General features: G+C 66.6%; 21 protein-coding genes. 7 read left to right on the top strand and 14 right to left on the bottom strand.

Annotation, left to right across the window (positions count from 1 at the left end; genetic code table 11):
* Positions 1-21: 21 nt before the first annotated feature.
* The 3 genes from ssb to GOY17_RS14325 form a co-directional block, all read right to left on the bottom strand.
* Positions 22-531 (bottom strand): single-stranded DNA-binding protein, encoded by a 510-nt coding sequence (ssb, locus tag GOY17_RS14315; protein ID WP_157030901.1) that lies wholly within the window; start codon positions 529-531, stop codon positions 22-24.
* Between the two features lie 140 nt (positions 532-671).
* On the bottom strand, positions 672-986 hold the full coding sequence (locus GOY17_RS14320) for a DUF5076 domain-containing protein (protein WP_157030902.1): 315 nt from the start codon (positions 984-986) through the stop codon (positions 672-674).
* Positions 986-1,270: a hypothetical protein gene (locus GOY17_RS14325; protein ID WP_157030903.1), complete on the bottom strand. Its 285-nt coding sequence runs from the start codon at positions 1,268-1,270 to the stop codon at positions 986-988. The genes GOY17_RS14320 and GOY17_RS14325 overlap by 1 nt, the downstream gene beginning before the upstream one ends.
* A 142-nt stretch (positions 1,271-1,412) precedes the next feature.
* Between GOY17_RS14325 and GOY17_RS14330 the strand changes: the two genes are divergently transcribed.
* Both GOY17_RS14330 and GOY17_RS14335 read left to right on the top strand, forming a co-directional pair.
* Positions 1,413-2,429: a polyprenyl synthetase family protein gene (locus tag GOY17_RS14330; protein WP_157030904.1), complete on the top strand. Its 1,017-nt coding sequence runs from the start codon at positions 1,413-1,415 to the stop codon at positions 2,427-2,429.
* The gene (locus GOY17_RS14335; protein ID WP_198173698.1) at positions 2,419-2,949 is read left to right on the top strand and encodes a YcxB family protein; all 531 of its coding nucleotides are present in this window, start codon (positions 2,419-2,421) and stop codon (positions 2,947-2,949) included. Before GOY17_RS14330 ends, GOY17_RS14335 begins: the two co-directional genes overlap by 11 nt.
* Before the next feature lie 27 nt (positions 2,950-2,976).
* Here the strand turns inward: GOY17_RS14335 and murD are convergent, their stop codons facing one another.
* Genes murD through GOY17_RS14350 form a run of 3 tightly spaced genes read right to left on the bottom strand, consistent with a single transcriptional unit; the run spans position 2,977 to position 8,313 of the window.
* A complete protein-coding gene (murD, locus tag GOY17_RS14340; RefSeq protein WP_232338435.1) occupies positions 2,977-4,401 on the bottom strand; it encodes a UDP-N-acetylmuramoyl-L-alanine--D-glutamate ligase in 1,425 nt (474 codons plus the stop codon).
* Entirely contained in the window at positions 4,382-5,743 is a 1,362-nt protein-coding gene (murL, locus tag GOY17_RS14345; RefSeq protein WP_157030906.1) for a UDP-N-acetyl-alpha-D-muramoyl-L-alanyl-L-glutamate epimerase, read from the bottom strand. Before murL ends, murD begins: the two co-directional genes overlap by 20 nt.
* On the bottom strand, positions 5,740-8,313 hold the full coding sequence (locus GOY17_RS14350) for a bifunctional aspartate kinase/diaminopimelate decarboxylase (RefSeq protein ID WP_232338436.1): 2,574 nt from the start codon (positions 8,311-8,313) through the stop codon (positions 5,740-5,742). The genes murL and GOY17_RS14350 overlap by 4 nt, the downstream gene beginning before the upstream one ends.
* A 184-nt stretch (positions 8,314-8,497) precedes the next feature.
* On the opposite strand from GOY17_RS14350, the gene GOY17_RS14355 reads away from it, so the two are divergent.
* Positions 8,498-9,379, top strand: coding sequence for a PhzF family protein (locus tag GOY17_RS14355; protein ID WP_157030908.1), 882 nt, complete (start codon positions 8,498-8,500; stop codon positions 9,377-9,379).
* Between the two features lie 103 nt (positions 9,380-9,482).
* Here the strand turns inward: GOY17_RS14355 and GOY17_RS14360 are convergent, their stop codons facing one another.
* From GOY17_RS14360 to GOY17_RS14370, 3 genes are all read right to left on the bottom strand, one after another.
* Positions 9,483-10,118 carry a glycine zipper 2TM domain-containing protein gene (locus tag GOY17_RS14360; RefSeq protein ID WP_115842498.1) on the bottom strand — a complete coding sequence of 212 codons (636 nt, stop codon included), beginning with the start codon at positions 10,116-10,118 and terminating at the stop codon, positions 9,483-9,485.
* A 102-nt stretch (positions 10,119-10,220) separates the two neighbouring features.
* Positions 10,221-10,922, bottom strand: coding sequence for an alpha/beta fold hydrolase (locus tag GOY17_RS14365; RefSeq protein ID WP_157030909.1), 702 nt, complete (start codon positions 10,920-10,922; stop codon positions 10,221-10,223).
* Between the two features lie 9 nt (positions 10,923-10,931).
* Complete coding sequence (locus tag GOY17_RS14370; RefSeq protein ID WP_157030910.1) at positions 10,932-11,369, bottom strand: OsmC family protein; 438 nt, start codon at positions 11,367-11,369, stop codon at positions 10,932-10,934.
* A 277-nt stretch (positions 11,370-11,646) separates the two neighbouring features.
* On the opposite strand from GOY17_RS14370, the gene fusA reads away from it, so the two are divergent.
* Positions 11,647-13,689, top strand: coding sequence for an elongation factor G (gene fusA, locus GOY17_RS14375; RefSeq protein WP_157030911.1), 2,043 nt, complete (start codon positions 11,647-11,649; stop codon positions 13,687-13,689).
* An 81-nt stretch (positions 13,690-13,770) separates the two neighbouring features.
* On the opposite strand, the gene GOY17_RS14380 is transcribed toward fusA, so the two are convergent.
* The 5 genes from GOY17_RS14380 to GOY17_RS14400 are packed head-to-tail and all read right to left on the bottom strand — an operon-like array spanning position 13,771 to position 19,506.
* On the bottom strand, positions 13,771-14,886 hold the full coding sequence (locus GOY17_RS14380; RefSeq protein ID WP_157030912.1) for a T6SS immunity protein Tli4 family protein: 1,116 nt from the start codon (positions 14,884-14,886) through the stop codon (positions 13,771-13,773).
* On the bottom strand, positions 14,883-15,131 hold the full coding sequence (locus GOY17_RS14385; RefSeq protein WP_157030913.1) for a hypothetical protein: 249 nt from the start codon (positions 15,129-15,131) through the stop codon (positions 14,883-14,885). The genes GOY17_RS14380 and GOY17_RS14385 overlap by 4 nt, the downstream gene beginning before the upstream one ends.
* Before the next feature lie 4 nt (positions 15,132-15,135).
* The gene (locus tag GOY17_RS14390; protein WP_157030914.1) at positions 15,136-15,834 is read right to left on the bottom strand and encodes a T6SS immunity protein Tli4 family protein; all 699 of its coding nucleotides are present in this window, start codon (positions 15,832-15,834) and stop codon (positions 15,136-15,138) included.
* The gene (locus tag GOY17_RS14395; RefSeq protein WP_157030915.1) at positions 15,788-17,014 is read right to left on the bottom strand and encodes an esterase/lipase family protein; all 1,227 of its coding nucleotides are present in this window, start codon (positions 17,012-17,014) and stop codon (positions 15,788-15,790) included. The genes GOY17_RS14390 and GOY17_RS14395 overlap by 47 nt, the downstream gene beginning before the upstream one ends.
* Positions 17,014-19,506 carry a type VI secretion system Vgr family protein gene (locus GOY17_RS14400; protein ID WP_157030916.1) on the bottom strand — a complete coding sequence of 831 codons (2,493 nt, stop codon included), beginning with the start codon at positions 19,504-19,506 and terminating at the stop codon, positions 17,014-17,016. Before GOY17_RS14400 ends, GOY17_RS14395 begins: the two co-directional genes overlap by 1 nt.
* A gap of 137 nt (positions 19,507-19,643) precedes the next feature.
* Between GOY17_RS14400 and GOY17_RS14405 the strand changes: the two genes are divergently transcribed.
* The 3 genes from GOY17_RS14405 to GOY17_RS14415 all read left to right on the top strand — a co-directional run bounded on the left by GOY17_RS14405 (position 19,644) and on the right by GOY17_RS14415 (position 22,332).
* Complete coding sequence (locus GOY17_RS14405; RefSeq protein ID WP_157030917.1) at positions 19,644-20,891, top strand: DUF2272 domain-containing protein; 1,248 nt, start codon at positions 19,644-19,646, stop codon at positions 20,889-20,891.
* Positions 20,892-20,988: 97 nt separating this feature from the next.
* Entirely contained in the window at positions 20,989-21,630 is a 642-nt protein-coding gene (locus GOY17_RS14410; RefSeq protein WP_157030918.1) for a LysE family translocator, read from the top strand.
* Positions 21,631-21,765: 135 nt separating this feature from the next.
* Complete coding sequence (locus GOY17_RS14415) at positions 21,766-22,332, top strand: DUF1439 domain-containing protein (RefSeq protein WP_198173699.1); 567 nt, start codon at positions 21,766-21,768, stop codon at positions 22,330-22,332.
* Positions 22,333-22,334: the final 2 nt, after the last annotated feature.

The raw sequence follows: 22,334 nt of genomic DNA on the forward strand, positions 1-22,334 counted from the left end.
AAGCGCGAAAAACGAGGTGGCTCAGAACGGAATGTCGTCGTCCGCGAAGTCGTCGTTGAAGCTGCTCGACTTGGCCGGCGGCGCCTCGCGACGCGGGGCCGATTCCTGGCGCGCCGGCGGACGCGACGAACGCTCGCCACCGCCAGCGCCACCGCCGCGGTATTCACTGCGGCTACCGCCGCCACCTTCGCCGCCCGCACGACCGCCGAGCATCTGCATCTCGTCGGCGATGATGTCGGTGGAATAGCGCTCGACGCCGTCTTGGCCGGTGTACTTGTCGTAGCGGATCGAGCCTTCGACGTAGACCTGGCTACCCTTGCGCAGGTATTCGCCGGCGATCTCGCCGAGCTTTCCGAAGAAGGTCACCCGGTGCCATTCGGTGCGCTCCTGGGTGTTGCCGTCGCGGTCCTTGCGCACGCTGGTCGTCGCCAGGCGGGCCTTGGTGACGGCCATGCCGCCCTGGGTGTACTTGGTTTCGGGATCGTCGCCCAGGTTGCCGACCAGGATCACCTTGTTGATGCCGCGTGCCATGGGAGTGCCTTCCCCTTTTATGTGTGCTTCGTCTGGAGGCCGGGCACGAAAGCGCGATGCGGGCGTGCCGGCAGGGGAAGCATCATAACAGCCGCCCGTCGTCCGCCACCGAGGCGAAACCGGGACGCGGCCGTGGGGAATCACATGCGCGTCAGGTCGCCGAAGCGGCAGGCGAAGGCGAGGAACATGCTGGCCCGGATGTCGGATTCCGGCTCCCCCGTGCGTAGGGCATACCGCTCGCAGGCGTGGCTGAACAGGTCGGCCAGCAAGGCGCCGAAATCCGAGGGTTCGCCCTCGATGGCCGGGCACACGCTCATCGCGAGGCTGCGGTCGACCGCCCAGAGCCGCAGCAGTTCGAACGAGGCCGGATCGTCGTTCGCGGCCACGGGCATGGCCAGCGCCTCGCGTGCGAGGAGCTTCTCCTGGCTCTTGCGCCGGATGGGGCGGCCGGCCATCAGACGTTCGCTCCGCCGATGGCCGACGAGCGCGGCGGTCCGAGATGCCGCAGCACTTCGTCAAGCTCCATATCGAGGTCCTGGCACGCGGATCCGACACGACGCGTCGCCCCGGCGAGATAACGATCAAGCGCCCCCGCCACGGCGTCTAGCAGCGCCTCGCGACGCGCGCCGCTGAGGCCGCGCAGGCTGCGCTCGATCACGTCGACGTGCCGCACCCCTGGCCAGTGCGGAACCGCCACCGGGGATATCGCGTCGTCGGCGGCATTGTGTCGTTTGCTCATGGGCATTCCGGTGGCGGTGGCGATGCGGGAATCGAAACCACAGGTTGGAACCCGCCACCGGACGGGACCATCGGAACTGTCCGAAAAATCCTCGCCGCGAATGCGCCCGTATAATCCAGAGCCCCTCCCACGCGGTTCGCCCATGCCACCCAGTCCGACGTCGACCCCAGCTGTCCCCGACCTGGCCGCCATCCAGGCCCTGGCCCGTCAGGACATGGCGGCGGTGGACGCGCTGATCCGGCGCCGGCTGGCTTCGGACGTGGTGCTGATCAACCAGGTCGCCGAGTACATCGTCGGCGCTGGCGGCAAGCGCCTGCGGCCGATGCTGCTGTTGCTTGCGAACGGAGCACTGGGCGGCACCGACGGGCGCGGTGTCGGCGAGCACGCGCACCAGCTGGCCGCGGTGGTGGAGTTCATCCACACCGCGACGCTGCTGCACGACGACGTCGTCGACGAATCCGACCTGCGCCGCGGTCGCAAGACGGCCAACGCGGTGTGGGGCAACGCGGCCAGCGTGCTGGTCGGCGATTTCCTGTACTCGCGCAGCTTCCAGCTGATGGTCGAGCTGGAACGCATGGCCGTCATGCAGATCCTGGCCGACACGACCAACCGCATCGCCGAAGGCGAGGTATTGCAGCTGCTGCACGTGCGCAACCCCGACACCGACGAAGCCGCCTACCTGCGCGTGATCGAACGCAAGACCGCCGTGCTGTTCGCCGCCGCAACGCGCCTGGGTGCGCTGCTGGCCGACGCGGACGAAACCACGTGCGACGCGTTGCACAACTACGGCATGAACCTCGGCTACGCGTTCCAGATCGCCGACGACGTGCTCGACTACGCCTCCGACGCCGCGACGCTCGGCAAGAACCTCGGCGACGACCTCGCCGAAGGCAAGGCGACGCTGCCGCTCATCCACGCGATCGCGCACAGCGACGAGGCCACGCGCGCGCGACTGCGCCACGCGGTCGAACACGGCGACACCGGGGCGATGCCCGACGTGCTGGCGGCGATCCACGCCACCGGCGGCCTCGATTACAGCCGTCGTCGCGCGCAGGAGTACGCGCAGGCCGCCGAGCACGCGCTCGATGGCCTGGACGAGAACGACTACACGCTCGCACTGCGCGGGCTGGCGCGTTATGCGGTCAGTCGTGACCACTGAGCCTATGCGCTCCGCGCAGGGCAGCATCACCGCAGAAGACTATTTGCACGCGCAGCGTCTCCACGGCGCACGCATGCGCGGGTGGCTTTATGGCGGCGGTATTGCGGCGCTGCTGAGCGGTGGAGTGCTTCTGTGGACGCTCGGCGTGGCGCGCGAAGGAATCATGCTGTTGTGCGGGGCCGTCGGCGGGTTGGTCGCGCACTCCCTCACATGGCACCTGTACGTCCCGTTCAAGGTGCGACGCCTCCATCGCCAGACGAAGGCGTTTACCCATTCGTTCGTGTACGAATGGGACGACGAGGGAGTACGCGCCAGCAGCTCGCAGGGCGAAGCTAGGCGCGCGTGGACGGATTACCTCAAGTACCGGGAAGACGATCGCACGTTCCTGCTGTACCACTCTGACAACATGTTCGAGATGTTGCCGAACGCTGGTTCGCCAGCGCCTCGCAGGTGGACGACCTGCGTCGCCAGTTGCGGAGCCTCCGCCGCGCGTAGTGCGCGAGCGGATCGATTCGCGTGAGGCGAATGCTCGCGCCAATCAACGAACTCAGGCGATGCCGAGCCCCGGGATCGTGCTGATCATCTCCGGATCGAATCCCGCCAGTTCAGCGAAGTGGCGCCCGCGCGCCACGTAATCGCGATAGGCACCGAAACTCGGCGCGCCGGGCGACAGCAGCACGACGCCCTCCCCGCCCAGCGCCTCGCGCGCGTGCGCCATCGCGTCGGCCAGATTGACCGCTGCACCAAGCACGAAATCCGCCGGCGCCGCGACCGGCTGCAGCAACGCGTGGATGCGTGGCCCGTTCTGGCCCATCGTGACGATTGCCACCGGCGCATGCGTGCGCATCGCGTCGGCGAAGTCTTCCCACGGCAGGCCGCGATCGTGTCCGCCGACGAGGATCGCGACACGGCGCGACGCGAAGCAGTCCAGCGCCGCGAGACTCGCATGCGGCGTCGTGCTGATGGAATCGTTGACGTAGGTAATGCCATCGCGCGTGCCGATCGTCTGCAGGCGATGCGGCAGCGGCCGGAAACTCGCGGCGTGCGGCGCAAGCGGCACCGCATCCAGGCCCAGTGCCTCGATGGCCGTCAGCACCGCGCACAGGTTCCCGCGATTGTGGCGACCCGGCAGTGGCAGCGCGCGCGTGTCCATGACGAACGCCTCGCCGCGATACAGGTCGTCCTCGCGCAGGTGCCAGCCATCGCGATGTCCGAACCATCGGACGTCGCTTGCGCTCAACGTCGGGCCGAGCTGCGCGAGCCGCGGATCGTTCTCGTTGAGCACGGCGATGCGCGGCTGCGCCTGCGTGACAAGCTTCAGCTTGTCCTCGACGTACCGCTCGTGCGATCCATGCCAGTCGAGATGCTCGGGGAAGATGTTGAGGACGACCGCGATCTCCGGTCGCACGCCACTCTGCGCGACATCGCCCGTCTGGTAGCTCGACAATTCGATCGCCCAGAATTCCGGCGCGATGTCCGGCTCGAGCGCTTCCAGCAGCGGCAGGCCAATGTTGCCGGCGAGCGCGGTGACATGGCCGCCGGCGCGCAGCAAGTGTGCGAGCAGCGCCGTCGTCGTGCTCTTGCCCTTCGTGCCGGTGACGCAGATGGTGTCCGCGGCGACGCCGTCGGCACCGGCGTGTTCCGCAAACCACAACGCCGTACCGCCGATAAAGCGCGTGCCCTGCTCCGCCGCGGCGACGGCTTCGGGCTTGTACGGACTGATGCCCGGCGACTTCACCACGACGTCGAACGCCGACAGCCGCGCTGCGGACGCCTCGGTTTCGGTGACGAGGCTCGCGTCGTTCATCGCGGCCGCTTCGGCGGCTTCGGCCGCCGAGCAGAACAGCGTCAGCGGCAGCGACGGCAGCCGCGCGCGAATCGCGCGATACGCCGCGCGCCCTTCGCGCCCCCAGCCCCAGAGCGCGACCCTGCGGCCCTCGAGCGATGCGATGTCAGGCGGCGAACTGCGCACGCAGGCGTTCCCACAGCGAGGCCGGGATGCGGTGTTCGTCGTCGATCACAAGCAGCGGTTCGATACCGAGTTCCTGCGCGTCCAGCTGCGGGCGGATCTCGTGCGCGAAGCGGTCGACCAGCGCGTCCTCGCGCCATTCCGGACGGTCGGCCAGCGCGGCCATCGCCGCACGCGATTCGCGCCCTTCGCCCACGCATTCGAACGGCTTGTGGTTCTGGTATTCCAGCAGTGCGTCGAAGCCGGGGATCTGCGCCGGATCGTCGAGCAGGTTGCGGCCAAAGATGCCCATCAGGCGCGGCTTAGGCATGAACGGCGCGAGCGCGAGGAACACGAAGTGGCACTTCGGGCACACGCCGCACCAGCGACTCGCCGGACGCTCGCCGAGAATATGGAAGTTGCGGTTGCAGCTGCTGAAGTGCGCGTCGTAGCGGTCGGTCTTCGCGAACTGGCGCGCGACGGCGAGCTCGCTGAGCGGCCGCAGCAGCGAGTAGTAGTGCAGGTCCTCGGCGACGTGGCGCTGCACGTATTCGCCGAATGCGCGCTCGCACTCCCAGCCCTTCGACCACTGGTGGTTCACTTCGCCCGTGCCTTCGATGACGCTGCCGTAGCTGGCCGAGCGCTCGTTCGAGAACACCACCTGGTCCACGCCCAGCAGCACGGCGGCGAAGACCATGATCGCGGAGTTCAGCACCGTCACCGGAATGTGGCCGTTCCACGCACCTTCGCGGTTGTAGTCGAACAGCTGCGGCGCCAGCGCGCGGCCGAGGTTGAGCGTCGGCAGGCCCGTGCGTTCGGCGCACGCGCGGATCAGCTGCGAGCCGCCGATCCACGTCACCGTCTGTTCGACGCCCAGCGTGCGCAGCGCTTCGATGCTGACCAGCGAGTCCTTGCCGCCGCCGATAGCGACGAGTGCGTGTTCGCGCAGGCCGAGTTTCGGCGCCGTCGCATCGTCCTGCTCCGCGACCGGGAACTGGATCTTCCCGTGCAGGTTCAGGCCATTGCGATAAGCGAACTCGCCCAGGCCGTTGACGTAGATCAGCTCCAGCAGCGCGGCGGTGTCGGCATCGATCGCGTACGAGTCGATGCGGATCTGCGACGGCACCGCGGCCTTGTAGTAGCTCACGCCGGCGATGAGATGCAACAGGCGCAGCGCGCGTTCGGCGGCGGCCGAACGCTCGGCATCGAGCGCGAACGGCGCGCCCGGCACGGTGATCGTCTCGATCATTTCCGGGCCGTCGTCGAAGGCGTACACCAGCTGCGCGACGCCCGTGTCCGCGTCGAATCCGCAGCGCACGAAACGGAACGCGCCGATGGCGTCGCGGTTGAATTTCCACTCACTCATTCGATTGCTTCCTCGGCCGGAAGGGCCCGCAGGTTGTAGGTGTTGGCCATCGCCATGCCGTATGCGCCGGCGTCGGCGACCAGGATCACGTCGCCCTCGGCGGTATCGGCCGGCAGCGCGCGGCCGCGGCCGATCACGTCGCTGCTTTCGCAGATCGGACCGACCACGTCGAACACCGCGGTGTTGCCATCGCGCGACAGGTTGAAGATGCCGTGATAGGCCTCGTACATCGCCGGCCGCATCAGTGCGTTCATGCCGCCGTCGCAACCGACGCGGCGCACGCCGTCCTTCTCGACGACCTGCGTCGTGGTCAGCAGCAGCGCGCCGCTTTCGGCGACGAGGTAGCGACCCGGCTCGATGACCAAGCCGTAACGCGGATACGCGGCCTTGATCTCCTCCAGCCCCGCGCGCCACAGCGGCAGGTCGAACTGCGGCGCTTCGGGCGTGTACGGAATCGGCAAACCGCCGCCGATGTCGATGGTCTCGATCGTGCCGATGCCATCGGCCAAGCCGGCCAGGTGCGCGTAGACGCCGCGCCAGTGCTGCGGATCCTCGATGCCGCTGCCCAGGTGCGCGTGCAGGCCGCTGATGCGGATGCCGAGCTTGCGCGCCTCTTCGACGAACGCATCGAAGCGCGTCATCGGCAGGCCGAACTTCGCCGCGACGCCGCCGGTCTTGACCTTCTCGTGATGCCCTTCGCCATGGCCGAGGTCGATGCGCAGCCAGATCGTGCGATTACGGAACACGTCCGGCCAGCGCTGCAGCGCTTCGATGTTGTCGAGCGTGACGATGATGCCGCGCTCGAACGCCGCCTCGTATTCGCGACGCGGCGCGAAGCTCGGCGTGAACAGCACGCGGCTGGGCGTGATGTGCGGCAACGTTGCGAACACATGGTCGAACTCGCCCTGCGATACGCATTCCAGCCCGAAACCCTCGCCGACCAGCGTGCGCAGGATCTCCGGATGCGGATTGGCCTTGATCGCGTAGAAGCAGCGATCCACCGCACTGGTCGCGCTGAGCGAACGCGCGCGATCGCGCACCGTCGCCAGGTCGTAGACATAACGCGGCGTGCCCTGCGCGGCGAGCGAAAGCAGCTGCTCGCGGCGACCGCGCCACCACGCTGGCGCACGCTGCGGCGCGCCGAAGGCGATCTCGCGCCAGCTCGGGCCGAACACCGTCGCATCGCGCACGGGCATCGCGCGCGAGCGGATGAGTTCGGCGTGCAGGTGCGGCAGCAGGCCTTCGGCATCGGCTTCGTCGATGACGAAGGTGAGGTTGAGGTCGTTCGACGACTGCGAGATCAGGTGCACATGCTGGCGGCCGAACGTCGCCCAGATGTCGCTCAGCCTATGCAGCAACGAACGCATGCCGCGACCGACCAGCGTGATCGCCGCGCACGGCGCGATGACCTTCACGCGGCAGATTTCAGCGAGGTCCGCGCTCAGCGCCTCGAGCACGTTCGTCGTGACCAGGTTCTCGCTGGGATCCAGCGACACGGTGACGTTGGTCTCCGACGAACCGATCAGGTCGATCGACAGACCGTGACGCTTGAAGCGTTCGAACACGTCGGCGAGGAAGCCGACCTGCTGCCACATGCCGATGCTTTCCATCGACACCAGCACGATGCCGTTGCGGCGGCTGATCGCCTTCACGCCCGGCACCGTCGCGGCGGTCGCGTCGATACGCGTGCCCGGCAGTTCGGGGCGTTCGGTATCGAGGATCGCCATCGGCACGCCGGCGTCGCGGCAGGGTGCGATCGATCGCGGATGCAGCACCTTCGCGCCGGTCGTCGCGATTTCCTGCGCTTCGGCGTAATGCAGCCGCGTGAGCAGGCGCGCTTCTGGCACGTCGCGCGGGTTGGCGCTGAACATGCCGGGGACGTCGGTCCAGATCTCGACGCGCTGCGCTTTCAGCAACGCGCCGAAGTATGCGGCCGACGTATCCGAACCGCCGCGGCCGAGGATCGCCGTGCCGCCGTCGCCATGGCGCGAGATGAAACCCTGCGTGATCAGCGCGCGCGTCGGCTGCGTGGAGAAACGCTCGCCGAAACCGTCGCCGTCGAGCCGGCAATTCACCGACAACCGCTGCGACCACGCGCTGGCGTTGGGCAGCGACACCGCATCGAGCCAGTCGCGTGCATCGCACCAGCCGAAATCCAGGCCCTGCGACCGCAGATACGCGGCGCCGAGCGTGGACGAGAGCAGTTCGCCCTGCGCGAGCACTTCGGCCTGCCAGTCGAGCGGACGCATCGCTACGCGCGCGTCGGTGCCGAGCGCCTGCAACGCGGCGAGGCGCTCGCCGAGCACGGTGTCGGCGTCCAGGTCGAGTTCGCCACAGAACGCGCGATGGCGTTCGATCAGCGCGGCGATGCGTGCGTCGACGTCGTCACCATTGGCGATCGCCTGCAGCTCGTTGGTCACGCCCGACAGCGCGGAGACCACGACCAGCACGCGGACGCCCTCATCGGCCATGCGTTTTCCGGCGAGGCGTCCGATGGTGTCCCAACGGTTCCGGCGGGACACCGAGGTGCCGCCGAACTTGAGTACTACCCAGCGATTCGCTTCCGCCACTGCAACGGTTCCTTTGATGAGGTTTTGGTGTCTGGTGATGATGGGATGGAATGTGGTTGCCGCCGAAACCATGCCGGCGCGGGGCCGTCACGGAAACTAGAATGGCGCGCCGCGCCTGCATGGGCGGATGTCGCACCGTAAACTCCGCGATTCTAGTCGAATATTCCACTCGGACCCCCGCCGAATGACGCTTCGCCGCTACCTGCAACTGGATGTGTTCGCCAACCGGCCTGGTGCCGGCAATCCGCTGGCCGTCGTGCTGGACGCCCAGGGCCTGGACGACGCCCGCATGCAGGCCATCGCCCGCTGGACGCGCTTGCCCGAAACCACCTTCGTTTTCCCGCCCACGCAGCCCGGCGCGGCCTATCGCGTGCGCATGTTCAGTCCGCGACGCGAAGTGCCGTTCGCAGGGCATCCGAGCGTGGGCACGGCGCACGTCGTGCTCGACGCGGGGCTGGCCGAACTGGTCGACGGCCAGATCGTGCAGGAAGGCGCGGCCGGAACGCTTCCGCTGTCGGTCGAAGGCAGCGGAACGACGCGCACGATCGCGGTGCGCACGCCGCGCGCGCGGGTGGTGGAGGTTGCCGAAACGGGCGATGCGCGCCTGACGGCGGCGCTGGCCGCACTGGAACCGGGCGCGTTGCCGCCGGCGCTGATGGACGGTGGACGCCGCTGGTGGCTGGCCGAAGTCGCCAGCGAATGTGCGCTGCGCGACGCGACGCCGGACTGGGACGCCATCGCGCACCTGGCCGAGACCACCGAAACGATGGGGCTGTGCGCCTTCGCCCGCGCCGACGCGGGCCACGATTACGACCTGGTCGTGCGCGCATTCGTCGGCGCGCCGGCTCGGTTCGAGGACGCCGCTTCGGGCGCGGCCAACGCCACGCTGGCGGCGTGGCTCAAGCACAACGACGCCCTGCCCGGCACCGGCGGTCGATACACGGTGAGCCAGGGGCGCGAAGTCGGTTTCGATGCGCGCCTGCAGTTGCGCGTGGATGCGGACGGCGAGGTGTGGTCCGGCGGACAGGTGTGCAACGTGGTGCGCGGGACGATCGACTGGGCCTGAGGAAGGCTCCCTGCAGTTTGATAGCCCGGGTTACGACTCGTACCCGGGCTTCATACGTCCTAACCGGGTGCGCTTCGCTTCCCGGGGCTAAAACGGAACTCGATTACTCCGGCGTGACGTTCACCCGCACGCGGATGCGGTCGCCCGGGTCGTAGCTCGTGCGCGTGGTGTAGGTGCGACCGGCGTACTCGTAGGTGACGTCGTACGCGCTCGCGTTTCGGCTGCCGTTGCGCGAGGAGTAGTAGCCGTCGCCTTCATACACCGGATCGCAGACGCGCACGGTGCCGACGCGTTCGCGCTGCGCCTGGTTCTGGTCGTAGATCTGCCGGCCGGCCATGCCGCCGACGACGGAGCCGATTGCCGACGTCGCATACCGCGCGCTTCCGCCACCAATCTGGCTGCCGACAGCGGCGCCGACGATGGTGCCGACGATCGTCGAGACCGTGCGTCCGGTCTGCGTACCCGACGGATAGGAGCTTCCGCCGTACGGATCGCCGCCGCTGTAATAGCCGTCGTTGCGATAGCCGTCGCCGCCGACGTAGGTCGGGCGCTCGTAGCAGCGCTGCTGCGGCGCGCTGGTTTCGTAGCGGTCGAACACGGGATCGACGCGGACCACGCGCGCGTAGTCACTGCTGCTGGTCGAACCGTACTGGGGATACGACTGCGGGTAGGACTGCGCGTGCACCGAACCGCTCGCGGCGGCGGCCAGCGCGAGGGAAGCGACGATCAGGCGATTCATGGGGAGGCTCCGGCGCCGGAAGGGCGTGCGCGCATCGTCCGGCCGCCGCGGGCAATGGGTGCTGAATTCACGCCTTCACATGGGTGCGGCCGCGACGGGGATTTACCGTGCCGACAGCCGCGCCGTCAGCCAGGCCGCGGCCTGTGTCGCCACCGCGGCTGCCCCGCGCCCGAGCAGCGGACCGACATGGCCCGGCGAAGCGACACGCAACAGGTCCGCGTCCCAGGCGCGCGCGAGTCCGGCCGTCACCTCGGGCGGGACGTCCTCGTCCTGCGACGAGGCGATGCACAGCGTCGGGCAGGCCGGCGCGTCCAGCAGCAGGCCGGCATGCGCCTGGCGAAGCACTAGGCCGGACTCGTCGCGCCACCGCCGGAAGGCGAACAGCGCGGTGGCTTCATCCGAATCGGGCAGCGCGCGCCGGGTCGAGTCGAGGCGCGCGTCCCGCTGCCACGGCACCAGGTCGGGCCATTCGCGTGAAGGAAGATCTTCGACCCAGGGCGCGGGTGGCAGCGGATTGACCAGCACCAGCGCGTCGGCGGCATCGGCGCACACCATTGCGAGCAGGCCCCCGAGGCTCGCGCCGACCACCGCGCACGGACGCGGCGACGCTTCGAGCGCGGCGCTCACCTGCGCGGCGTAATCGGCGAATCCGGTGGCCTCGAGGCCATCTTCGGCCGGCTGGAGGTCCAGCGCCTGCGCCTCGATGCCGAGCGCGGCGAACACCCGCCGCCACACGTTCCATTCCCAGCCGCCTCCGCCTGCGCCGTGCACCAGCACGGCGCGGCGGATCGCATTGGTCGCCATCAAGCCCGATCAGCCCTGCAACGAGGCCTGGAGGGTCACCGGCACCGACAGCGCGCGCGAGATGACGCAGCCGGCCTTGGCCGCTTCGGCGTACTGCTGGAAGGTCGCCTCGTCCACGCCCGACGCCTTGCCCGTGACGACCAGGTTCACGCCCGTGACCGTCGGCCCCGGGTCCATGCCCGGTTCCATCGTCACTTCGGCGCGGGTCTGGATAGTGTCGGGTGGCGAGCCGGCCTTGGTCATCACCGCCGACAGCGCCATCGAGAAGCAGCCCGCGTGCGCGGCGGCCAGCAGCTCCTCGGGATTGGTGCCCTTCTCGTCGCCGAAGCGCGTCTTGAAGGAGTAGTTCTGGTCGGTGAACAAGCCGCTCTGGGGCGTGGAAAGCGCGCCTTTTCCGCCCTGCAGGTCGCCGCGCCACACCGCCTCGGCCGTACGCTTGAATGCCATCTCGCTACTCCTTCGTGGGGTGAAAGAGCGTGCAGCCTAGCGTGGCGGACGTTAGCCGCGCATGCGCATGCGGGCCGCTGCGCCGAGGCGGCGTGAAATCCGTCGTCGTTGCCCACTTCTCCCCTCGCCGGCTTGACCACCCCTCCCCCTTGCGCGAGGCTTTCGCTCCCGGCCCCCCGCCGGCACCCGCCATGACCGCCCGCCGAGCGCCCCTTCGCGCAGGCGCAGCGCCGGACAGCCATGACGGCCTTCCCACCCTCACGGGAGAAGTCCGCTCATGTCCTACAGCACACAATCCATCCGCAACGTGGCCGTGGCAGGCCACCCCGGCGCCGGCAAAACCACGCTCTTCGAAGCCCTGCTGCAGGCCGGCGGCGCACTCCAGACGGCAGGCACGATCGAACGCGGCAGCACGGTGTCCGACTTCGATCCGATCGAGAAGCAACGCGGCCATTCCATCGACGCCAGCATCGCCAGCATCGACCACGCCGGCATGCACGTGAACCTGATCGACACTCCCGGCTACCCGGATTTCCGCGGCCCCGCGCTGTCGGCGCTGGGCGCGGTGGAAACGGTGGCGGTCGTCGTCGATGCCGCCGCCGGCGTGGAATACGGCACGCGCCGCATGATGGAGTACGCCCGCGGCCGCAACCTGTGCCGGGCGATCATCGTCAACAAGATCGACCACGAAGGCGCGTCGCTCGAAGGCGTACTGGCCGACCTGCGCGAGACCTTCGGCCCCGAATGCCTGCCGCTCAACCTGCCCGCGGATGGCGGCAAGAAAGTCGTCGACTGCCTGATCAACCCCCAGGGCGACAGCGACCTCGGGCCCGTGGCCGAATGGCATCAGAAGATCATCGACCAGATCGTCGAGATCAACGAAACGGTGATGGAGCATTACCTGGACCTCGGCGAGGAAGGCCTGTCCGGCGACGAACTGCACGACGCGTTCGAGCAATGCCTGCGCGAGGGGCATCTGGTGCCGGTGCTGTTCTGCTCGGCCCGGACGGGCGCCGGCATCGGCGAACTGCTGGACATCGCCGAACGCTGGTTTCCGAACCCCGCCGAAGCCAACGAGCCGCCGTACGAGAAGGGCCCGGAGCGCACGCGTATCCAGGCCGCGCCGGATCCGAAGGCGCACGTCATCGCCGACGTCTTCAAGATCGTCAACGATCCCTTCGTCGGCAAGCTCGGCGTGTTCCGCGTGCACCAGGGCACGGTGAAGAAGGACACGCAGCTGTTCGTCGACGACGGCAAGAAGCCGTTCAAGGTCGGCCATCTGTTCAAGCTGCGCGGCAAGGATCACGTCGAGATCGATCAGGCGATTCCCGGCGACATCGCCGCGGTGGCGAAGGTCGAGGAACTGCATTTCGACGCGGTGCTGCACGACAGCCACGACGAGGACCAGATCCACCTGTCGCCGCTGGATTTCCCGCGCCCGATGTTCGGCCTCGCGGTGGAAGCAGCAAGCAAGGGACAGGAGCAGAAACTGGCGACGGCACTGCACAAGCTGTCCGAAGAAGACCCGTGCTTCGTCGTCGAACACGAAGCCGAAACCAACGAGACCGTGATCCGCGGGCTGTCGGACCTGCACCTGCGCATCAACCTGGAGCGGCTGAAGGAGCGCTACGGCGTGGAAGTGACCTCGCGTCCGCCGCGCATCGCCTATCGCGAAACCGTGAGCGGAAAGGCCGAAGGCCATCATCGCCACAAGAAGCAGACCGGCGGCGCGGGCCAGTTCGGCGAGGTATTCCTGCGCATCGAACCGCTGCCTCGCGGCACCGGTTTCGAATTCGTCGACGAGGTGAAGGGCGGCACGATCCCCGGCCAGTTCATGCCGGCCGTGGAGAAAGGCGTGCGCCAGGTGCTGCAAAGCGGCGCGCTGGCGGGGTATCCGATCCAGGACGTGCGCGTGATCGTCTACGACGGAAAGCATCACCCGGTAGACAGCAAGGAAGTCGCGTTCGTCGCCGCGGGCAAGAAGGCGTTCCTCGATGCGATCGGCAAGGCGCGGCCGCAGGTGCTCGAACCCATCGTCGAGCTGGAGGTCAACGCGCCCGAGCAGCACATGGGCGATGTCAGCGGCGGCCTGGCGAGCAAGCGCGCGCGCATCAGCGGCACCGACAGCGTGCGCGGCAACGAGATCGTCGTGAAGGCACAGGTCCCGCTGTCCGAGCTTGAGGGCTATGCGGCCGAACTGAAGTCCGTGACCGCGGGCCGCGGGCGGTATTCGCTGGATTTCAGCCATTACGAACCGGTGCCGTCGAACGTGCAGCAGAAGCTGGTCGAGGCCTACAAGCCCCGGCACGAAGAGGATTGAAGTCCCCCACGGTGGCGTTGAGGTATCCGACGGCGCATCAACCTGACATTGGTGCGCCTTCGGAGGTCCGGTGACGCGCGTCTAGGATTCGCGGGGTTCAAGCCAAACCCCAGTGGCGATGAAGTGGTCCATGGCGCGCTGATTGGCCTGCACCTGCGCCTGTGACTCCACTGGCAGCGGCGGCTGACGCGGCGGCTTCGACGGTGCGACTGCGCCAGCTCGGGGACGGATTGAGTCGAGGATCGCTTCCCAGAGTGCGGTCGCCTCGTAGTCCGTCAGTGACGCGTCAACCTCATGTGACGGGTACGCGACCCTGTCGGACGTAATTTTTTCGGCGAACGAGGGCAGCGTCCACTCGCCGATGAAGTCGACCGGGCCGTCAGGACTTCGCTTCCCCTTCTCGTCGCGTTGTGAAACCAATCCACCGACTGTAAGGGTTGGCGAGAGACTCGGCCGCATGAAGCCTGGATCAGAGCGGTACGATTCCGCGCGTAAGTTTAGCGTGCGCGGATCGGCCTTCTGTTCCACTACAAGCCACTCCTCGCCTTCCATTCCGGCGAAGGCCCGCTTGCCCTTCCGAAGCGTTTTGATCCTCATGGCGCTCGCCAGCGTGTCACCGCTCAATCCCACCAAGCGGGCGTCTTCGTTGATGCGCTCGAAAAGTCGTTGCTTGGCGTCGGGCGTTGCGGCGCTGTAGTTGATCTCCAAGGTGACGTCTGACCGCTTCGGATCATAGAAACTCAACGTTGCTGATTCATGGGTGTGGTCATCATCCATCACCACCGAACCGAGGATGAAGCCGGAGCGGGTCGCTTGAGGGTTTCGAATCTTGGAGGCGCTGCGTGCCAGTGATATCAGACGCGCTTCAACTTTCTCCGGTGGCTCGGGGTTATCGATGCCCTCTATACCTTCATAGGACTTGGCCCGAAGCAGTACGTAAGCCCCGTCTACCCACAAATGCAGTTCGTGACCCTTCGGGCCAGAGCGGCGATCATCACGGTAATATCTCATCAGGACTGCATAGCGGCTGGTATCGTCGCCCTGGCTCAATGGCTCCGCCGATGATCTAAGCAGCATAGGCCCGTGTGTAGCCTCGTGTTGGATGGACTTCAGCCGTTCAAGGCGGCGTCCAAGCGCACGCTCGAACTGCTCTCGGCTCATGTCTTCGTCAATGAGCAATGCCTCGACAGTGTTCATGCCACGCCGCTGCCGTAGTAGAACGTAACATCTGTATTGAAGCTCCCCCAGCTGGGGGGCAAGTCAATCAGATAGCGTCCCAGTCCATAAGGGCGCATGCTCGCTTTCATTTCCGTCACAACTTTCGTCTCCTGTTCGCTGGGTGTGTAAGCACATCCTGCGAACGGGATGCACAAGAGTAGTGCGGCGATACGAAAGCGTCGCAACGATGAGATGAAGATTGATGGATCCAGATCGAAGGCCATGCGACTAGCCTTCCGAGGGAGGAGGGTTAAGCCATACACCTGTCGCGATGAAATGGTCCATGGCCTGCTGGTTCGCTTGGATCTGAGCGCTGGGCTCCACTGGCAGCAGCGGTTGACGCGGCGGCTTCGACGGTGCGACTGCGCCAGGTCGGGGACGGATTGAGTCGAGGATGGCGTCCCATAGAGCCATTGCTTCGTAGTCGGTAAGCGAGGCGTCGTAGTCGCGCGAGGAATACTCGCCTCTTTCGGACACCGATTTCTCTCCAAAAGGCAACGTCCATTCGCCGATGAAATCGTCGGGACCGTCAAGGCTCCACTTGCCCGCTTCGTCGCGTTGCGCAACCAGACCACCCATCGTGAGGTCCACGGTGAGGCTTGGCCGCATTAAGCCCGGATCGGGACGGTACGTTTTCGCAGTGAAGGTCAATTTACGGGGGGCGGCCTTCCTTTCGACCCATAGCCATTCATCACCGTCCATGCCTGCGAAAGGCCTCTTGCCCTTACGTAGCGTTTCGGCACCCATCACCTTGTCCATTGCAGCTGCACTCATGCCGAACAAGGCCGAATTGTTTTCGACACGCTCGAAGAGCCGTTCCTTGTCATCCGGCGTGATGGCGCTGTAATAGACCTCCAAGTCCATGTCCGGCCGCTTGGGATCATAGAAGCTCAGCGTCGCCGCTTCGTGCGTGTGTCCATCGTCCATGACCACCGGACCAAGGATGAAGCCGGAGCGGGACGATTCCCGGATATGCCACCAGGCGCCCTCGCTCGTCGCAGATGCGCAGCCAGGCCTCGCGCTTGCGATGCGGGACATAGTCAGGTGTAGGAAGAAGTTGCAAAGCGCCGGGCGCTTGAGCGAACACCGCCGTTACCGAAGGGCCGTCCTTGCCGATCACCAACGCAGCGCCCGCATCTTCGTCCGACATCCCTACTTTGCAGCGCCTGTAGGCTACGGCTGCGCCGCTCGCAGGCATCACCCCATGCACGACGCCCGCGATCTTCTCCTTCATGCCAGGCAGTTGTTGACAGGCCCGCGTCACCAAACCGCCCATCGAATGAGTGACGACAACCACTTGTTGACAGGCGTACTGCCGGCATATGGCTTCGATGCGCGTGGCCAACAAATTTCCCGCTTGGGCGTTGTCATCCAGCCAGTTGTAGCCAAAGGCATGCACGGGCATCTTGAAGCGGGCTCGCGCGAGCAGGTCGTCCGAAGTGATGGATTCAACTTCGCCACGTTCCGCGCCCGTTGGCAGCCCCGGCATGCGGAGTTTCTCGCCACGCTTCAGCCGGGTGACGTGCAGTCCGGCATTCAGCTGGACGGATTCCATCTGAGCGGCCGTGTGCTCGAATTCCTTCCAATGCTGGGGTAGAAACGGGCCGTTCAAAGTATCTTCCAGCCATCGCAGGAAGCTCTGGTAACTGGTCTGCGCGACTTGGCCCCACCCCCGTTCCCGATACACTTGCGCACGCTTATCCGCCGAGGGGTCGCGGACCGTTCCTGCAATGCGAGTAGGCACGGCTCCTCTCTCATCGACCAATACGCGGGCGGGATGCAGCAGCTTCTGACGCGGCCCCGGGTCCATCCTGAGCATCTTCCAAGCCAGGCCTAGGGGTGCCTCCTTCAGATTTCCTATCTTCGGGGCTGGCATATCCCAGCCACCGTCGAGCCGCCACACAGGCGCCTGGCCTTTCTTCGCCTTCAAGTTCGACCCCATGATCCCGGGCACGAAGATCACCGGAAGCGTCAGGTCCGGTCCTACTGGAAGTTGCACGGCCCCGGTTTGGGAGGTATCGGTCAGGGACCAGGGGAACTGCTGCTGCCCCTTTGCGTCGTAGTAGTACGAGGCCACGCGTGGCGTGGTCTTGGAATCGTCGTTCATCAGCCTTCCCCTGCCGTTGCGTTCAGCCATTCGATCGTGAGTCCTTCCGGACTCAAACCCTTCTGCAAGGTGATCCCGCCTTCGTCGTCGGTGATGCCCTCCAATCGGGCACCGTCGGCACGGACCAATGCATAGGCGCGATTTCGTGCAGGCGTGCCATCAGGAAGCACGGCCTGGAATCGCTCGTCGAACTGCGCCTGTTTCCACTCGTTGACCACGTGGCCCAGGCTCGCGCTGCTCGTGACCTCGACTTTCGCCTTGATCGTGTAGGTACCGGGGCAACCGGTCTCGATGTTGCCGCCCTCCATCGTTTGGTATGCGCCGGCGCATGACGTAGTCAGCCGCTCACTGGCTTCGATGACGATGTTCTTTGCGCGGACATACACGGTTTCGGCCGCAACCAGGTAAGCGTTTCCGTGTTGTGCCTGCAAACTCAGGTCATCCCGGTGCGCGATCTGCGTGATGCCGCCCTCGTAGGCGAAGTGGCCGATTCCCTTGCCTGCGGTGACATGCACTCGTGCGCCGGCCGTGACGGCGGTATCGCGCTGGGCGACGCTTTCGACGTTCTCGCCCGCTCCAAGCAAGACACTCCTGGGAGTGGCGGCCGCAATGCCTTCAGGCGCGCTCAGGGCGATGATCGGCTTGCCGCCACTGTCGTTGCGCCGATCGTTGGCGCCAGCGCCGAGGCGCTCGATCGATAGGACAAGTTCTTCGCGCGCGTCGTGCTCCATCGCTGGTGCCTGATGCTGCGCGGCGGTGTCCAGTAATGAAGTAGTCAGTTGCGCAAGCGTCCGCACGCACTCGAGCAACTCGCGCTGGTCCAGTTGGCTGCCTACCGCATTTGCTCTCTCGTAAGCGCTCAGCAACAAACCCCTGGCGGCGCGCAAGGCGCCCGACTCGTCGGTACGCAGTTCGAACCCCTCGCCACGCGGCTGCCCTCGTCCTTGCTGATCGCGCGGATGAGTAATGAACCCCATGCTGAGCTGCGTTGCCGCATGCGTGCTGCGTAGCTGGGCCTTCAGTTCACCGGAGGTATCGTCAATCAGCAGTTCGTTATAGCCGTTGCCCTTGTGCTCGTCGCTCTTGATCGTGCTGACAGCCTTGTGTGCCGGAAGCGGATACGGCGGACGGTTGAGCGCCGAGTATGCGCACCCCGTTACGACCGGCTGGTCTACGTCGCCGTCGACAAAGCTGACCAGCACCTCGTGCCCTGCGCGCGGCGTGAACATGGCGCCATAGCCCGCACCGGCCCATCCTTGAGCGACACGCAGCCAGCATGAACTGCGCTCACGTGGACCTTCCCGATCCCATGGAAACCAGATCCTGATGCGGTCGTGCTCGTCCGTGTGGATGACCTCTCCCGGCGGCCCCACCACGTCCGCGATCTGCGGGCCGTCGACGGTCGGGCGCGGCAACGGCGTGGGCTTCCAGTCGAAGTCGCCGGGAACTGCGGTAGCGCGATACGTGTATCGCGTGCCATGTTCGGCATCGCTTCCATCCTCCTCCTGGGATGGGGCGTGTTCGCCAATGTGATGCATCGACACGACGCGCCAGTAACGGTTGAAGGCTTCCGTCGGATGCTCTCGAAGCAGGAACCTCAGGCCAGGCCATAAGCGTGCGTCATCGCCCTCGATCTCGGCTCGGGTGGCTTCGTTGCGCAGGCCCGATAGAAGGCTGGAAGTGAACGGCTTACCAGCGGCGTCGAACTTGTATCGTCCGGGGAAACCGTAGTGTTCGTAATCCCCGACGGCATCGCCGGCCTGGCTGCGATGCTCCAGTGTGTACTGCGGATTCTTGAATGTTCGATCACGCTGGGTCACGCGCGTGGGCGCCCGTTGTCTGCGCACCGCGAAGTGCCACACCCGGGGCTCGATGGCATCGCCGCCCGGGGTCGGCACGTACAGGACGGTTTCGTTGCCTCCCTGGACGAGACAAGGCCCGTCGGCCACAGCATCTATGAAGGTCAACTTTGTACCGTTGAGTGCATCGAAGTAATAGGTGATGCCCTCTTCCGCCGCGATGCGTGAAGCAAAGTGCAAGTCCGATTCGTTGAACTGGGCGCAGAACTCACGCACTTCGTGCGTTCTGGTTAGTTTGATCGCAGCATCGATACTGCGCTCCTTGAAGCGCTCGCGCAGAATCTGCGGGATAGCGGCCTGCTGATGGATTCGACTTTGCTGCCATAGACCCAATCGAGCCAGCGGGGGCTCGACGATCGCCTTATAGCGTGTCCGCCGAAAGCCCGATGCGGTCTGTTCGAAAGCAGAGATGACGCCGTGGACCGTGCGGACCGACTCCCCTTCCCGTTCGATGGCGAACACACACCCCCTGTCCAGCAGTGCATCCAACTCGATGTTGGGATCGGCGCTACTTAGGTGCAGCTCCAGCCGGAATGGCTGCGAAATTGCCTCTATCAATTCGAACCGGACGACGTCAAACGTCACCCCTTCGATGCCTTCAAATGTGAAGCGCAAACCCGAATGCCATGCCATACGTCAGTCCGTCGCGAATGGACCGCTGAGGATTCCGGCCGCCACGACTGCTGTACACGCGAACTTTTCCCCGCCGGAACGATGCGGGCTTCACGCGGGGCTGTTCATGCTGACGGCGCCCCCGAGGAGACGCGCCCATGCGATCGACACGACCCACGCTGCCGACCGTCCTGATGGTCGCCTTCGGCATGAGCCTGGCGATGTTCGCGAGCCTTCCGGCGTGGGCGCAGACGGCACGCAGCGCGAGCCGCGCGATCCCCGCCTTCCCACGCCCCTCCGGCTTTCCCGATCCCGCACTGCGCGTGATCTTCTCGCGCGCCGACGAGGCGCCGCCGATGATGGTGCGCGTCGGCGAGAACCGTTTCGAACCGCTGTATCGCCGCACGCCCGACGGCGGCTACACGCCCGCGCGCGCGGCGGGGTATCGCATCGCCACCAGTTCGTGTCCGTCGATTCGCGCGGCCGGCGATTACCGCGCCCGCATGATCGACCTGGCGACCGCCGAGTGGGCGTACTTCGGCATGCCCATCCTCGACATGGCGGTGGAGCCGGCGGCGATCGTGCCGCGCGTGCCGCAGCCGTCGGGCGTGGTCGAGATCATCTCGCCCGATCGCAACGCCTCCATCGGCGATCGCGTGCTGCGCCAGGCGCCACGCCTCGGGCTGATGGAGGACGACGAGGCGGTGGCCGGCGCCATCGCCGGCTACTGGGCCGCGACCGGCAACGAGGAAGCGATGCGCGTGCAGAGCATCGTCAACTACGGCTGGCACGAGGCCGGCTGGGCGATGCCGTGGTCGGCGGCGTTCATTTCGTGGCTGGCGTGCGAAGCCGGCCTGTCGACCGACCAGTTCCGCCGCAGCGGCGGCCACATCGACTACGTGCGCGCCGCGGTGCGCGCGCGGGACGGGCAGGATCCAAACCATGCGTTCGTCGCCTACGACCTCACAGAGGCGACGCCGGACGCCGGCGACCTGCTGTGCACCTCGCGCGGGGACAGTTCGTTCGCGTCCATCGCCGACGTCCGTACCGGCAACAGCCCGTCGAACGCGCTGCACTGCGACCTGGTGGTGAAGACCGACGTCAAGAACAACCGGCTCTACGCCATCGGCGGGAACGTCAACCATGCGGTGACGCTGTCGGTGGTGGCGACCGACACGAAGGGGCGACCGCTCACCGACTCGGACGTCATCGGCGCGCACCGCTGGTTCGCGGTGCTCAAGCCGCGCGCGGGCGGCAAGGTCGCACACGACCTCGACGGCACGCCGACGGTGCAGATGCTCTACCGCGATTACGCGCGCTACGCGGGCGCGCGTCGCGGGCAGCCGCCGGTGCCGGTGCAGGCGCGCGGGGCGCGCGCGAAGCCTGCGGATGCGGCATCGCCCTGACGGCGCAGGCGTCGCGACGATCCGTTGCGCCGCGCGCATCCCCGCCTGCGACCAGACGCGCGTACCCTGAGCGCCCCACTGACGTCCGCGCGCCGCCATGCACCTGTTCGACACGACGACCCTGCTCGCCTATCTCGCCGCGGCCCTCGTGCTGGTGCTGCTGCCCGGGCCCGGCACGGCGTGGATCCTGGCGCAGAGTTTCGCGGGCGGGACGAAGCGCGGAATCCAGGCGGGCCTCGGCCTGGAAACGGCGACGCTGCTGCACGCGCTCGCCGCGGGGCTCGGCCTGTCGGCGCTGCTGGCAACGTCGGCGATGGCGTTCGAATTCGTGAAGTACCTCGGCGCGGCCTATCTGGTGTGGCTCGGGATCAAGGCCTGGCGCAGCGGCGACGCCGACACCGCAACCACCGATGCCGACGCATCGAAACCTCGCGCATCCGGCCGCAGCGTCTACCTGCGCTCGGTCGTGACCGGCGTGCTCAATCCGAAGGTGGCGCTGTTTTTCCTCGCCTTCCTGCCGCAGTTCGTGCATCCCGAACGCGGCTGGGTGTGGCTGCAGTTCTTCGTCCTGGGCGCGCTGCTGGCCGTGATCGGTTTCTGCAACGACCTCTTCCTGAGCTTCGCCGCGGGCCGTTTCGGCCGACGCCTCGCCGGCGGCGCCGGACGATGGACGCAGCGCGCGACCGGCACGCTCTTCATCGGCCTCGGCCTGCGCCTGGCGATGCAGCAACGCGGCTGATCGATCGCGCGACGTCCGCTCGTCGGGCCATCACCCGGCGTGGACGGCGGGACGCTAGCATCGCCGCACGCCGCCGATCGAGTGGTGTTGTTCATGCGGCGCGGGTATCGTCCGGGCATCCCCGTGGAGCTTGAGATGGACCCGCGCCGCACTCTCCGATTTCCTCTCGCCGCCCTCTTCGCCCTCGCCGTCGCGTTGTTGTCCGCCTGTTCGACGGTCGGCGCACTACTCGGCGACGACCTGCGATTCACGCCGATGCAGCTGCAGCATTCGCTCGATCGCAATTTCCCGAAGCATTACGACAAGCTCGGCGGCCTGGTCTCGCTCACACTGATGAATCCGCGCCTGTCGATCCCCCAGGACGGCAACCGCCTGCGGCTGGATTTCGATGTGGGCTTGGGCGCATTGGGCAGCGACAGTAGCAAGGCATCGGGCCGGTTCGCGCTGACCAGCGCGCTGCGTTTCGATCCGTCCACGCGCGGCCTGCACCTGCAGGAGCCGCGCATCGAGAACGTCGACGTGCCGGCACTCGGCGGCGCGATGACTTCCAGCGCGCGTGCGCTGCTCAATTCGTGGCTCGCCGAGTACGCGCGCGAGGAACCCGTCTACCGCCTCGACAACAGCCTGCTCGACCGCCTGGGTTCACGCCGCATCGGCACCACCGCCATCGAGAATGGCAACGTCGTCGTCCACCTGGATTGATG

This window comes from Lysobacter soli, assembly GCF_009755585.1.
Classification (GTDB): Bacteria; Pseudomonadota; Gammaproteobacteria; order Xanthomonadales; family Xanthomonadaceae; genus Lysobacter_J; species Lysobacter_J soli.

Bases quoted from the DNA above. Each gene is read 5' to 3' on its own strand.
- GOY17_RS14385 (WP_157030913.1), bottom strand. From the start codon at position 15,131: ATGGCCTTCGATCTGGATCCATCAATCTTCATCTCATCGTTGCGACGC.
- GOY17_RS14355 (WP_157030908.1), top strand. From the start codon at position 8,498: ATGACGCTTCGCCGCTACCTGCAACTGGATGTGTTCGCCAACCGGCCT.
- GOY17_RS14365 (WP_157030909.1), bottom strand. From the start codon at position 10,922: ATGGCGACCAATGCGATCCGCCGCGCCGTGCTGGTGCACGGCGCAGGC.
- GOY17_RS14395 (WP_157030915.1), bottom strand. From the start codon at position 17,014: ATGAACGACGATTCCAAGACCACGCCACGCGTGGCCTCGTACTACTAC.
- GOY17_RS14330 (WP_157030904.1), top strand. From the start codon at position 1,413: ATGCCACCCAGTCCGACGTCGACCCCAGCTGTCCCCGACCTGGCCGCC.
- GOY17_RS14380 (WP_157030912.1), bottom strand. From the start codon at position 14,886: ATGAACACTGTCGAGGCATTGCTCATTGACGAAGACATGAGCCGAGAG.
- GOY17_RS14390 (WP_157030914.1), bottom strand. From the start codon at position 15,834: ATGGACGATGGACACACGCACGAAGCGGCGACGCTGAGCTTCTATGAT.
- GOY17_RS14415 (WP_198173699.1), top strand. From the start codon at position 21,766: ATGGACCCGCGCCGCACTCTCCGATTTCCTCTCGCCGCCCTCTTCGCC.
- GOY17_RS14325 (WP_157030903.1), bottom strand. From the start codon at position 1,270: ATGAGCAAACGACACAATGCCGCCGACGACGCGATATCCCCGGTGGCG.
- fusA (WP_157030911.1), top strand. From the start codon at position 11,647: ATGTCCTACAGCACACAATCCATCCGCAACGTGGCCGTGGCAGGCCAC.
- GOY17_RS14400 (WP_157030916.1), bottom strand. From the start codon at position 19,506: ATGGCATGGCATTCGGGTTTGCGCTTCACATTTGAAGGCATCGAAGGG.
- GOY17_RS14320 (WP_157030902.1), bottom strand. From the start codon at position 986: ATGGCCGGCCGCCCCATCCGGCGCAAGAGCCAGGAGAAGCTCCTCGCA.
- GOY17_RS14370 (WP_157030910.1), bottom strand. From the start codon at position 11,369: ATGGCATTCAAGCGTACGGCCGAGGCGGTGTGGCGCGGCGACCTGCAG.
- GOY17_RS14410 (WP_157030918.1), top strand. From the start codon at position 20,989: ATGCACCTGTTCGACACGACGACCCTGCTCGCCTATCTCGCCGCGGCC.
- ssb (WP_157030901.1), bottom strand. From the start codon at position 531: ATGGCACGCGGCATCAACAAGGTGATCCTGGTCGGCAACCTGGGCGAC.
- murL (WP_157030906.1), bottom strand. From the start codon at position 5,743: ATGAGTGAGTGGAAATTCAACCGCGACGCCATCGGCGCGTTCCGTTTC.
- GOY17_RS14360 (WP_115842498.1), bottom strand. From the start codon at position 10,118: ATGAATCGCCTGATCGTCGCTTCCCTCGCGCTGGCCGCCGCCGCGAGC.
- GOY17_RS14405 (WP_157030917.1), top strand. From the start codon at position 19,644: ATGCGATCGACACGACCCACGCTGCCGACCGTCCTGATGGTCGCCTTC.